This is a genomic window from Vibrio cincinnatiensis DSM 19608, assembly GCF_900167345.1.
GTDB classification, from domain to species: Bacteria; Pseudomonadota; Gammaproteobacteria; order Enterobacterales; family Vibrionaceae; genus Vibrio; species Vibrio cincinnatiensis.
In genome coordinates this window covers 1-13,067 of sequence record NZ_FUXB01000027.1, presented here as the reverse complement: position 1 = coordinate 13,067, position 13,067 = coordinate 1, and the positions used below count along the sequence as shown (strand labels likewise).

Annotated in this window: 10 protein-coding genes, 1 pseudogene and 1 CRISPR repeat array; of the genes and pseudogenes, 8 read left to right on the top strand and 3 right to left on the bottom strand. The window is 40.9% G+C overall.

Translation table 11 applies throughout. The annotated features are described in order from the left end of the window. The 5 genes from B5D54_RS16180 to B5D54_RS16160 form a co-directional block, all read left to right on the top strand. Positions 1 to 265, top strand: a 265-nt coding sequence (locus tag B5D54_RS16180; RefSeq protein WP_254847076.1) for a hypothetical protein, incomplete at its 5' end; no start/stop codon positions are given. Continuing rightward, positions 262 to 1,830 (top strand): replication endonuclease, encoded by a 1,569-nt coding sequence (locus B5D54_RS16175; protein ID WP_078927579.1) that lies wholly within the window; start codon positions 262 to 264, stop codon positions 1,828 to 1,830. The genes B5D54_RS16180 and B5D54_RS16175, both read left to right, overlap by 4 nt. 110 nt (positions 1,831 to 1,940) lie before the next feature. Next, positions 1,941 to 2,825, top strand: coding sequence for a hypothetical protein (locus B5D54_RS16170; protein ID WP_199251533.1), 885 nt, complete (start codon positions 1,941 to 1,943; stop codon positions 2,823 to 2,825). Further along, a complete protein-coding gene (locus B5D54_RS16165; protein WP_078927568.1) occupies positions 2,825 to 3,310 on the top strand; it encodes a DUF1240 domain-containing protein in 486 nt (161 codons plus the stop codon). Before B5D54_RS16170 ends, B5D54_RS16165 begins: the two co-directional genes overlap by 1 nt. Positions 3,311 to 3,752: 442 nt before the next feature. Then, a complete protein-coding gene (locus B5D54_RS16160) occupies positions 3,753 to 5,903 on the top strand; it encodes a hypothetical protein (RefSeq protein ID WP_078927569.1) in 2,151 nt (716 codons plus the stop codon). Between the two features lie 297 nt (positions 5,904 to 6,200). On the opposite strand, the gene B5D54_RS16155 is transcribed toward B5D54_RS16160, so the two are convergent. The 3 genes and pseudogenes from B5D54_RS16155 to B5D54_RS17005 form a co-directional block, all read right to left on the bottom strand. After that, positions 6,201 to 6,773 (bottom strand): hypothetical protein, encoded by a 573-nt coding sequence (locus tag B5D54_RS16155; protein WP_078927570.1) that lies wholly within the window; start codon positions 6,771 to 6,773, stop codon positions 6,201 to 6,203. Further along, positions 6,770 to 7,477, bottom strand: coding sequence for an AHH domain-containing protein (locus B5D54_RS16150; RefSeq protein WP_078927571.1), 708 nt, complete (start codon positions 7,475 to 7,477; stop codon positions 6,770 to 6,772). The genes B5D54_RS16155 and B5D54_RS16150 overlap by 4 nt, the downstream gene beginning before the upstream one ends. 313 nt (positions 7,478 to 7,790) lie before the next feature. After that, positions 7,791 to 7,927: pseudogene (locus tag B5D54_RS17005) on the bottom strand (IS66 family transposase); the annotation flags it as partial. Between the two features lie 297 nt (positions 7,928 to 8,224). Further along, a CRISPR array of direct repeats spans positions 8,225 to 9,333; the repeat unit is 28 nt; unit sequence GTTCACTGCCGCATAGGCAGCTTAGAAA. Between the two features lie 817 nt (positions 9,334 to 10,150). Here B5D54_RS17005 and B5D54_RS16145 point away from each other — a divergent pair. The 3 genes from B5D54_RS16145 (at position 10,151) to B5D54_RS16135 (ending at position 12,993) form a co-directional block, all read left to right on the top strand. Further along, positions 10,151 to 11,356, top strand: a complete 1,206-nt coding sequence (locus B5D54_RS16145) for a site-specific integrase (RefSeq protein ID WP_078927578.1) — start codon at positions 10,151 to 10,153, stop codon at positions 11,354 to 11,356. 350 nt (positions 11,357 to 11,706) lie between these two features. Next, on the top strand, positions 11,707 to 12,678 hold the full coding sequence (locus B5D54_RS16140; RefSeq protein ID WP_078927577.1) for a hypothetical protein: 972 nt from the start codon (positions 11,707 to 11,709) through the stop codon (positions 12,676 to 12,678). Between the two features lie 78 nt (positions 12,679 to 12,756). After that, complete coding sequence (locus B5D54_RS16135) at positions 12,757 to 12,993, top strand: helix-turn-helix transcriptional regulator (RefSeq protein WP_078927575.1); 237 nt, start codon at positions 12,757 to 12,759, stop codon at positions 12,991 to 12,993. Positions 12,994 to 13,067 lie beyond the last annotated feature (74 nt).

Below are 13,067 nucleotides of genomic sequence, written 5' to 3'. Positions count from 1 at the left end.
GGAGGTCAATACCATGCTTAATCTGACACAAAAACAAAAAGAGTTACTGACTTGGATGAGAGAGGAGAAAACCGTTGAAGTGTGCTCAGACTATTGCACCAAAAATGGCGAGGCGGTGGGAAAATCCCGCTTACCTATCCGAGTGTTTAGGTCAACCATCAACAAGCTCTATCAAGAGGGACTGATCACTTATCAAGCCAAGCTGCACTACGGCCTTCGCTGGGATGTGTTCACGCTGACCGAAAAAGGGGAAGCGTTGGCATGAAAGAGATTGATTACAACCTGCTCGAACGTGATGACCAAGCCTTTGTGAGACAAAGGCTTTCTTGCTTTCCGCTGTCCATACAATGGCTATTGTTTAAAGAATATCAAAATCAGCCAACCAAGTTTGAGCGTAACACGTATTTGCGTTTAACGACTGACCAACTGGCTGAGAAGCTGTCTATACCTTTAGATCAATTAGCGTTGAATTTATCGGAAGACGAATTAAGACAAAAAGCCAAGGAATACGCCAAAGCCACTTTAGCGATGAGACGCTACTACCTTAACGATGAGGAAGCGCTCTCTACTGTACACCATTTTGTGCAATCGCATGGCGTAACGGTTTGCCGTGATGGTGCTTATAGCTTAAACGGGGAATTGAGCCGATATAGCGATCATCAATGGTGGCTACGTCAGTTAAGGAAGGCGTTACGTCGTAACATAGAAGTGGTTCAGCACCATCTTAACCAAGTGAATAAAAAGAAAAGCTTGTATTGTTCCCCCCTCACGCTGCAAGCGCGTCGTCAACAAAAAGCCTATCAACAGGCTTATCTTGAAAATACCTTTGCAGTGAATGAACAAGGTGATCGCTTTTCCCTATTGGAATTATCACAAAAAGGCGTCGCCGATCCGAAAATACGTAAAGGGGAACTCATGGTGAGAGCGCGAGGGTTTGAAGATATGGCCAACGAGCTTGGCCATGTAGCAACGTTCATCACGTTTACCTGTCCATCAAAGTATCATCGTAGCTATTCACAATCCGGTCAGGTGAACCCTAAATGGGCAGGCTACACCCCGCTAGACGGGCAACACTACCTAAACGCTCTGTGGCAATTCATCCGCTCCAAACTGAATCGACTAGGTATTCGTTTTTATGGTTTTCGTGTAGCAGAGCCGCAACACGATGGCACCCCACATTGGCATTTATTGCTGTTTGTCGAGCCTGAGCACTATCAAGCGATGGTGGCTATCATGCGAGACTACGCATTAAAAGAAGACGGTGATGAGCAAGGTGCACAAGCACACCGTTTTACCGAAGTAAAAATAGACCCCAGTAAAGGCAGTGCTACGGGTTACATTGCGAAATACATCTCAAAGAACATTGACGGTAACCATCTAGATTCAGGGGTGTACGGTGAAGATCCACTAGAGGCGGCAGCGCGAGTGGATGCGTGGGCGGCTTGCTGGGGTATTCGTCAGTTTCAACAGCTAGGCGGCTGCTCAGTGACGGTATGGCGTGAGCTAAGACGTTTAAAAACGTTGCTGGGTTTGAATGAACGGCAACAGTCCATCGTTGAGGCAGCGGATAAGGGCGATTGGAAAACCTTTACCGCGCAAATGGGTGGCGTATTCAGTACGCGCAAAGAGCAAGTGTTTAAGCCCTACTATGAGTTGTCGGTGGAGACGAGTACCGGAGTGGTGAAAACGAGCCAGTATTGTGAGAATGAGCGAGTGAAAGCGTTAAAAGGGGTAGTGAGTGCAGGGCGTGAGTTTATCACGCGAGTGTTTCAGTGGCGGCTTGAAGCTTTAGTAACTACGATTCCTAGTACAAGATTATGTCACTATTAGTGATAATGCTCCCAATATTTATTTTTATTGCATATGTTTTTGTTGCATATAGTGGTGAAAGGTAAAGTATTAATGCCTAATTAGCATAATAAATAAGACTTAAGGACCCAATGGATATGCTTTCAGTTCAGGAAAAGAAGCAACTAAAACATATGATCGAAGCTAATCAGCATGAAATTTTTATAGTTTCCATGGAAGAAATGGACGCAATTGTGCGCTCCTCTCCGAAAGGGAACCTGCCACATATTAAGAATTCATGGCAGCAATTGAAAGGTAAAGCAGAGATTGGAGTTGGTTATTATGCTTCAGCCGATGATTTAAGAACGCTAAGTAAACTTATTGGTGATCTTGGTGGGGTTACAACCAAGGCTTATGTTAAAAGTTATGGTGGAAAGCCACACATAATTCTAAAAGGTAATCCTAGATTGAGGTATTTTTTAACTGGGACAAAGTATGGCATTAATAATCCTAAAGTTATTACGATTGGGTTGGGTAAGGCAGGGGCTATTCATGCAGCAAAATCCGGAGGGATTCTATCAATAGTATTACTTTCTAGCTATCGAGTCGTTGATTATTTTCTCACAGATAACGCTACGCTTACCCAGCTTGTTGGCTCGTTGGCTACAGATGTGGTTAAGATAGGTATAACAACAGGAGCATCTATAGCTGCTGCTTCTGGTTTTGTTGCACTTGGTTTTACCGTAGCAATCGGGCCAATTGCAGCAGTTGTTTTTGTCGGTGTTTTAACGTCAGTAGCGTTGAGTTTTTTAGATGAACATTATGGCATTACTCAAAGTATTATTGCTGGATTAGATGAGATTAGCCAAAATGTAAGTCGTCGTGCTGAAAAAACTAAAGGTGCATTTTATAAAAAAATAGGTACTTTTGCGGACTCTGTATTCGATTATGCTGTAGATTCGGCTAAGGGGATTTTAATAAATACAGCAAAACATACTATGGATAAATTCTTTTCCGCGAAGCCGAGGTTTCAATAATGAACGATCAACCACAGGCTTCACTGTTAGTCCGTCTTCTGAGTTTAGCCTTTTTTATGCTTCTAACATTTGGGGCTTTTTCTTGGTTTTCTGTAAGTTCAGTTAACCTTATATCAACGTTACGTGCTGAAAGCCAAGTGATAGGTTTTGATAAGGGAGCTATGTACACATTAGGTTGTGGGCTTGGGCTTCTTGTTATAACGGTTGGTGGCTTAATGCAAGGCATACTGAAGTTAAAATTAACGGAAAAACAGCATTCATTTTTTTTGCGTTCTATAGTAGTAAGTTTATTGTTAATGGTTATCTATCCTCAGGTAGCTCACTACACTGTTGATAATTATCTGAAGAGTAAGCGGTATAGTATTTGTGAGGAAGTATCCTACCAATGGTTGATTTATAGTAAGTTGTACTACACTAAAGATAATATAGCTTGCAGTAATTTGATTAGAGAAAAATCAATAGCAAGTAGCGAAAATGAATTTTAAAAATCTCCTCTTGGAGTTCTGTGAATAAGTGTACGGGATAGGGAGGAGACGAACCGGAAAGGATATGTTTTGAGTCACTGAGCGGTTAGATTAACAAGTTTGCATATGAATGCTTGACCGATTTTTTTGATAACCTTTATTATGGGCCTATGGGGTTGCATTAGGCTAACTTGCATTTGCCCCTTTTCGTGTTAGCACCGTTACTAACACAAGTCTCCATGAATTGGTTTTGTAATACTTTAACTAATCGAAGGCGAAAGGTAAGACCTGACCCCATTGTTTTACTTTACTTATCGTAAGGAGATTCACGTACTCTGAACAGGAATTTTCGCCAGATAGGAAGATGTTTACAATAGAACAAGACTTTATTCAAATTGATTCATTGCATCGGATGGTATAATTATGTGTAATTGTCTAAAAAGGAACTATTAGTTGGTGCGATATGAGATTTAATCTTGGCAATAGCTCGATCATCAATATTTTCGTAATGCCCGATCAAGATGATGGGACTATGAACTCTCCATTTCAAGGCTTTCTAGTTGACGTTTTCTCTGATGATTATTATCAGACAATGACTAAGGTTCTGTCTTATCCTATTAATGCGACAGAAGTTTTCATGTCACAGCAAGAATTGATTGAATACAGATGCGAATTTGGTTATCCAAATCTATTCTTGTTGAATATTAGATCATTAGTTGAGACGTTACCATTCTTTCTAAATCACCCATTTGTATGTATTACATGTATCGGAGATGAACTGAAGTTTGTAAAAACATTGGATTTACAATTAAAATATTCCCCTTTGATTATTGGTGTTGAACCTGAAGTAGACTTAGATATAAGTAGGTTCAATATGTTCATGCTTGATGACTTTATAATTAAAAGAACGAATGAAGCTTTAAATAATGGAGACCTCCCTAGGGAGTTTTCTAAATACATAGATAATAGGCAGCCAAGAGAAAAACAAGCAAATATACTTAAAACACCGACTCGCACGCACTCTGTAACCCACCCTAATGAATTAGTTCTTATGAGCGTTGGTTTTGATTTTGAATATGTTAATACCCTTCGAGGTTCCGGTGATAAGAATGTTTTTATCAATGCAATAATTGATTCTAGCAGGAACCTACAAAGTATATTGAATTATAGAAGGGATGACTCAAAATCGGACTTGATAGTTTATTCGCCAAGTATATTTACTCATTTATACAATTTTAAAGATCATTTCTGGAACCAGATTAATAGAGAGTTAAAGAATAAAAGTGCTAAATCATTCATTATGAATGGAGTATTTAAAAATCCATCGTATTCTGGAATGGATTTGGATAAATCCATGATCAAAGATATGAGTAAGGTACTTGATAATAAAGCCTTTCAAGCAATTATGGGTACAAGGCAATTTGAACTTGCATATACAACATTGGCAATGAATAGTCTTGCAATAGCGAACATGTGTCCTGCTGTTCGAGTTCCAAATGCAATTAACTTTCATAACGGAATGCTTAGAGATATTGAGAGTTTGAGTAATATCGATGACAAGAAAGCAAAAGTTAACTTTCAGAAAAAGATAAGAAACCTGACTAATAGTATGAAAGAGGAAATAGGCGATAAACTCATAAACTTCATATCTGATAGTGAGTCAATTACATTGTGCACTGACACTCCTCTTGAATGGGTAATTTTCAATAAAGTACCGTTGATGTTTACTCATGAGGTATCAAAAATCCATACAACTCCGGGTAATCAATTACTAAAAATATCGACTAACTTTTCAAATTTTACGTTTAAGCATGATGAGCTTTTACGTATTACAGTCTTTCGATCATTTAGAGAAACAGATCCATTAAAACATACTCTAGAACATGGACTTAAACATTTTGCTCAAATTGATAATAAAGTAACTATAAAAATAGTAGATGTAGAAAATGAGCAAGAATTGATCGAAGCGTTAAACAAAGTTGATACGCCAATTTTGATCTTTGATTGCCATGGTAATCACGGAGGAAGTGATGAACACGGGTGGTTATGTATTGGCAATGATAGGGTTGACGTTTGGAATTTACCTTGCAATGGCAAAATACCACCAATTGTTATTCTCAGTGCCTGCTTAACATCAGCTATTGGTGGTTCGCACGCTTCAGTTGCTAATGGTTTGTTAAGACATGGCGCTATCACGGTTTTGGGGACGTTATTGCCAGTGGATGCTGTTAAATCCTCTGTATTCGTAGGAAGAATTATATATCGCCTTTCTGGATACCTTTCTGCGTTGAAGAGTTTAGGTGTTGATTATCTGACTTGGCGAAAATTTCTAAGTAGTTTCTTTAGAATGTCTTTTTGTACTGATGTACTGACTGAACTTAGAGATATTTATGGCTGGCTAGATAGAAAACAATATGAACAAGTTCATTTCGAGGCAAATAAAGTGATCAATATGGGAAGACCCGATTGGTTCTATGTTATTGTTGATAAGCTAACATTTGAAACTGGAAAAACCAGAAAAGAGGTTGAAGACGCGATTGATGAAATCGGGTTTGTAGAAACTATGAACTATTCACAACTAGGCAGGCCAGAAAACGTCATCATCCGCTTATAGAATGGATGCACTAATCCAGACTTTTGCTGACTATACCTAAAGTAATTCATTGCTTGCTAAATTAGAAAAATCACTGACTCATTTATGTCCAGAAGTGATTTAGGAAGGGACGAATGACAAAGGGACGAAATCACTGAATAATCAAAATTTCACTCAAAGAGCAATGCGCTATCAATTAAAATGCAGAAAAGTTAGAGTATCGCTGCGCTTAGCCCTTTTACTATAAGGGTTTTCTAACTTTTAAGTTACATTTACTTTAATACTAGTCGACATTCACCACACAATCATTAATGAGACTTAAAAAGGATCAACCAAATCAGTATCAAAGCGGAGCCCTTGTAAGCGATTTTCATCACATAACTTCTTCAAACGCTCTGTGGCGAATAGCTTTCCGGCTCCTTGTAGCTTCGATTTAAAAACCGCTTTAAAACGGATATCTGGCTCAACAAAGGCAAGGGATTTTAGGCCAATTGGATACCCGCCCTGATATTCCATTTCAGTAAGGCCAGTATCCTCTAATCCAAAAGACAAGCAGTGAAAAACAAAAAATGGCTTGTTACCAATTTCGATAGGCAAGAACTCTCCAACTTTTTCTAGCTCAGAACGCACAACCTCATACGCTTGCTTATTCATAACCAGAAAAGAGACATCCCACGTAGTAATATCAGGCTCATTTTTTTGAGCACTATCACCGTAAAAATCAAAGGACACACCATCATTCCAGATAGTTTTCAAGCTTTCGGAGGTAGCAGGAGCTTCCATTAAAGTATCTATCAGCTCAACATTACCAAGCTGCTCTGCAAGTGTTACAACATCCAGTTCGAATGTTTTGAACCGCTCGAAATCAGGCTTTAATTGGTAAATACTCATTTGCTAGGGCTCCAGTTTATGTCTTTCTTTTCCAAAATTTTGGTCGGATGAGTGCCGTTTTTGATATCCAGTTTAATGATTCGAAGTTTATTTACAAACTGTGTCTCACTCTTTCTTATATTTACAAGACTATCAGAAATCCATGTCTGATAGTTGTGACTATGAATACGAGAATGCGGCGGCGCTTTGGGCGTTGTGAAGTGCCCTTCAAATGCAGTTGAACGAGGAAGCCAAACGCCATTCACCGGATCATTAATACCAATTCCATAAAGATGCATTTGTAATCGGGTCCTCATCATACGGGCATTACCTTTACCCATAACAATATGATGTGCTTGGTGGTTTTTACTCGGCTGAGGTTCTGCAACTGCATAAAGGTGACTTGCCAGTTGTTTGGTAGGATGGTGCGGCTCTTTTACCAATTCATGTGACTTTTTTTGCTTATTGCTTTCTCTATATTCTGACAAATTTGATTGTAAGGAGCTTTGTGTCGATATACGAATAAGTTCTCTATCAAGAAAAGCAAGATCTTCTTTAATTTTCTTCAGTGCCATACCATCTGGTTTTGGTTCTTGCTGTAGATTTTGCCTTACTCTTACCGCCTCTCTTTGAAATCGGTTTATTGCAAGCTCCAGCGGTGTTGGATTACTAGGGCGGGCAGGTATTGACTGTATTGGGCTTTTACTTAATATAACCTTTTTCATTATTGTTCCTTTGCATACTTACAGTACCTACAGTTATTGTGTTTCTGTATAACACCAAGTTGATGTACGACCTATAGATTAGGATGAGAAAAAGCTTAAAACTGAAGTAAAATAGTAATTTTATGAAACTATTAGTTTGGTCAATTTCACTGTAAGCGCATCATAGACCCCGTATTCTAATCGCTGAGTACGAACATTAAGATCAGGTCTCCAACTAAAAGGAGACCTAAAATGACAAAACGACGCACCAACCAAGAATGGCAAATGCTTATCGACAAATCTAAATCGAGTTCCTTGTCAACACTCGCATTTTACCTGACTGGATGAACAAGGTTTCCTGACGATACAGCGGAAGTGTATACTGATATTTGCCTAAAATAATGTTGGCAAGCAGACTTTCGGTGGCGAAGCTTTTGGGATGATGCTTATCGGTGCGGGTTGTTGGTGAATCCTAACGACTGCTGATTTGGGGATTTTTACGGTTGTTTATGAGCTACACATTTGCTATATCAATATAGTTTGTTGCTGTGGTGTTTGTTTGTAATATATTGATATATAAAAATAAAGTGTTGTCTGCGTTGGCCCCTTAAGCGGGCGTTAACTGGCAATGAAATTACCCATCTTTTTTCGTTGAATTTTAAGTTATTGATTTTTATTAATAATAAATCGAGTGAAAAATAAAAGGTTATTTTGAGAAATTTGATGTAATTACCATTATTAACAATAGGTTACTGCTAAAGTTTCATAGTTCACTGCCGCATAGGCAGCTTAGAAATCCACCGCGCAAGTGCGGAGCAACAACTTCTGGTTCACTGCCGCATAGGCAGCTTAGAAAAAAAGCAAACGAAGCGGAGCCGCTACCATTTTGTTCACTGCCGCATAGGCAGCTTAGAAACGATTCGCCAAGCTCGCGTGATAACCCATATCGTTCACTGCCGCATAGGCAGCTTAGAAAAGCAAGGGCAATAGTTTGACCATATTTAGTATGTTCACTGCCGCATAGGCAGCTTAGAAATTCGGTTAAAATTACTCGTGTTGATATTGCTTGTTCACTGCCGCATAGGCAGCTTAGAAAATTGGTGTGATTGATAGTGATTACCGTGGTGAGTTCACTGCCGCATAGGCAGCTTAGAAACTAAAAAACGTCCGGTTTATTTTGAACGTCACGTTCACTGCCGCATAGGCAGCTTAGAAAATAAAAAAGAAGGGTGGTTTTAATTATGGCTTTGTTCACTGCCGCATAGGCAGCTTAGAAACTCACCAACAAGCAAATACTCCGCAATGCCTTGTTCACTGCCGCATAGGCAGCTTAGAAAGCTCGGCACAAGCAAATACTCCGCAATGCCTTGTTCACTGCCGCATAGGCAGCTTAGAAAGCTCGGCAATAGCGATAAATTCGCCACTCGATGTTCACTGCCGCATAGGCAGCTTAGAAAGTCTTGGGCAACGAAGCCAGCATGAGTGAATAGTTCACTGCCGCATAGGCAGCTTAGAAAATTACCGAAGAAGTCGTCACTCACTCAGTAGAGTTCACTGCCGCATAGGCAGCTTAGAAAGGAATGCAAGCGCCTTATGCGATTAGCAACAAGTTCACTGCCGCATAGGCAGCTTAGAAAGTTTAAGCCCTCTCGAAACTTTTTTCGCGCCGGTTCACTGCCGCATAGGCAGCTTAGAAATAGATTAGTCAATGCGTTACATGAAGCGCGGCGTTCACTGCCGCATAGGCAGCTTAGAAAAACATCAAGATTCCCTCTTGGACGGCATCGTAGTTCACTGCCGCATAGGCAGCTTAGAAAGGGAACTGGGAACGTGACCTCGTTTTTTTGATGTTCACTGCCGCATAGGCAGCTTAGAAATATTGGTAACTTTGGCATTTGGGATTGGCCAGTTAACAAGGCATTTAAGAGGGACAATCAACGCGTGGTATTTTTGGTTCGGGTGAGCATTTGAGGTGACGGCTGTTTAGTTTAAGTGCAGCGTTTTGCGTTACTTGCCCCTTAATGCAGCGTTATGTAACCGTAAAGAAAAAGACCGCAATATATTGAAAATTAAAAATATTTTTATGCTTTTGCTTTTTTAAGTTGGCTTCTACTTCACATGTTTATGGTTTTAACTTAGTGTTTTAATTGGTTATTTATAAAGTTTGTAAAGTCAGTCTTATTCATGTTGGTTTCGTTTCCGTCTTCTTGTTCTTCGAGTTTTCAGTCTTTTCTCAATGGTTAAGTGAGTTTGCGATAAGTTTGGTGGCTGTTATTTTTTTCTTTGAACTAGGGCTCGCAGTTTCGTCGTTGTCACGCAAATTCTACTGGGTTACTGCTAACTTTTCATGTAAGTTAAACGATATTTGGCAATGTTTTTCTTTGTAATGCTTTGAAATAGTTAGCAAAGTTACATAACAAAGCATTTAAGAGGGACAATCAACGCGTGGCACTTTTGGTTTGGGTGAGCATTTGAGGTTACGGCTGGTTAGTTTAAGTTCGGTTGTTAGCGTTGCTTGCCCCTTAATGCTGGGTATTTTAAATATTTCACAGTGAACAAGCATAAACAAGATTGTCTTTTAATGTGTTTTAATTCAATTGGTTATGATTGGTTTTTTTGTTCTTGGTTGTTCATTCCTGCACGTTGATATACAATATTTTTGCTACATATTGGCTACACGGCAGGATGCAACTCATGGCTATCAAGCAAAAAATCACCGCGACCTCTATCAAGAATCTCACCGTTGAACAGGAGCGGCTGAACGATACGGAAATCAGCGGCTTTCATGCCCGTATCTCACCTAAAGGTGCTATCAAATACTATTTCTACTATCGACTGAAGGGTAAGCAGCGAAATTACTTGATTGGCTCTGCTGAGGCATTGACGCCAGCGCAAGCGCGAGACATAGCCAAAGAGAAAGCGGGATTAGTGGCAAAAGGGGAAGACGTTCAAGCCTCACGCCATGAAGCCAAAAAGCGGGAAATGCGCAAAAGCTTAACCCTTGGCCGTTATTTAGAAGAGCATTACAAAGCGTACCTTGTGGCGATGAACCCTAACAGTGCCCGCAAAGCCTATTTATGTATTGCTAACTCGTTTAAGCATTTAGCTCATAAGCCACTGGATGACATCACCGCATGGGATATTCAGCAATGGATTTCAGAGCGTCGCAAATTAGGCCGTGCTCCTGCCACCATCACTTATGCGGTGAACCGATTAAGGGCGGCGTTTAATCGTGCAGTAGAGTGGGAATTTATTGACTCGCACAATCTTGCCAAGGTGAAAGTGATTCATCAAGATAATACCCGCATTCGTTACTTATCCAAGGAAGAGGAAAAAACGCTATTAGCGGCACTATCAAGCCGTGATGCACAATTGCGTGAATCACAACCCGTTCGAGGCCATCAAGCGGCCACGGCTCACGCTGGCCGATATGTCGACTATTTAGAGCCGCTTATTGTGATGGCGATGAATACGGGATTACGTCGAGGTGAGCTATTAACGCTGCGTTGGGAGCATATCTCTTTACCTAACCGTTATTTAACCATTCGTTCTGAAAATGCCAAATCCAAGAAGAGGCGAGCGGTGCCTTTAAACGACACGGTATTTCACCTATTAGAAGCTTGGCGAGTACAAAACCCAAACGCTGATGTTGTGTTTGTTCATCGCGGCCAACCAGTGAGCTTTTTTAGTTATCAATGGCGCAATCTACTGAAAGAAGCCAAGATTGAGCAATTCCGCTTTCATGACTTACGGCATCATTTTGCCAGTAAACTGGTGATGGCGGGGGTTGATTTAAACACGGTGAGAGAATTACTCGGTCATGCGGATTTAAAAATGACACTGCGTTATGCTCACTTAGCACCAGAGCATAAAGCCGCTGCGGTTAATTTGATTGGTTAAGCCTTATAGGTTTTAAACTTGATATTATCCGCCTTCAAGCTGGCTAGGGTAGCCAGTCAATAGCCAAGGTTAAGCCGCTTTATCTACTGGCTTACTGTTCGAGTGAGAAGCCTGTGTTTATCAGGCTTAAAGCCCGATAAGCTAGGTTAACTGGTCTCTCTTTTCTCTTCACTTAACATGGAGTACGGCCTGTTAAGCCATCAGTTATCAAGTTTATCTAACCTATTAGGTTGATTGACCTCATAAACGGCCATATTTGTTGTGCTCAATCGGTGGTGCAGGGTTTTTCTCTTTGCATCGGAATGCTTTAATAATGGCCGTCCATGAATGACTCACAAAGGAGTAAGAGAATGAGTCAAATGCAACGCCAGTATTTACGGTTAGAAGAAATCACCGAGAAAACCCGCTTAACCCAAGGGGATGTGTGGGAAGCGGTCGAGCAAGAGAAATTATCCTTATGCGCCAATATTGCCGCCTCACGGCTCGGAGCCTATGCCCAAGATGGAAAAACCATCATGGCTATCTTTGATTATCAAGGCATGGTTCAGTTAGAGGCGTCCGTCGCCAAAGCGTTTGCGCTATCTTTAGAGCCGCAGACCTGCCAACGTATGACCATATTACAACCCGAATGGGTGAATCAGTGGCAAACGGTGTCAGCGGCTTTCCCCAAAGTGACGCAAGCGGGCTTTGCCTACCAGAATCAACCGATAAGCCCACCGTTGCACGCCTTTCTTGCCAGTGGCAAAATGACCGCCTCATTAACGCAAAGTAGTCTAATAGGACACGCGGGGGAGACAATGAACGCCATCTTTAGCCAGCTTAGTGACACCCTGAGCGATAGCGTGGCTGAAAAACAAAAGGCGTTTGCTGAGAAATACCCCGCTAAAGATGAAGAGCGTTTGAGTATCCAAGCTATCACCATTAACCCCACACATTTACGGGTGGCGGTCAGTGATTTAGTGGCGGTGTTTGGTGAGCAGGTACTCATGATGGCAGAACATGGCACGAGTCAGGAGAAAGGCGCGAGTGTACGATGCCATGTGGCTAATCAGCCTGTGTTAACACATCCCATCGCTCAGATTGCTTATCGAGTATTAGAATCCAATCCCAACGCTAAAGCCAATAAGATATGGAACCTCATTCGCAGTGAGGTGAATCAAAACGGCGCTCAACGTGTGTTTGATACGGATGCTATTATTGATGAAATGACCCTCGATCATGTTACTTGGTTTGGTCGTGGTGATGCTGATAATGCCATGCAATATGATTCTTTTCGTATGAATATTTTGCCCAAAGTTCGCCGTGCTTTAAATGGACAATAAACAAAACGTTATCGCTAGCGTTATATAACGTTTTGAGTGATTAAGGTAAAGCCTCAATGAACAGCAAGAGGCTTTATTATGACAACACCTATCAAACGCGCTTTCACCGAACAAGAAACCGCGCACTACATTGGCATGAGCCGTTCTTTTCTTCGTCAAGCACGAATGGAAGGCCACCGCCATAATCGCACGATAGCGCCACCTTTCATCAAAATTGGTCGCGCTGTGCGTTATCTCAAAGATGACCTTGACCAATGGCTTGATAGTCATGCCAGACTTGATCACCTATCACAGGGAGGTCAATACCATGCTTAATCTGACACAAAAACAAAAAGAGTTACTGACTTGGATGAGAGAGGAGAAAACCGTTGAAGTGTGCTCAGACTATT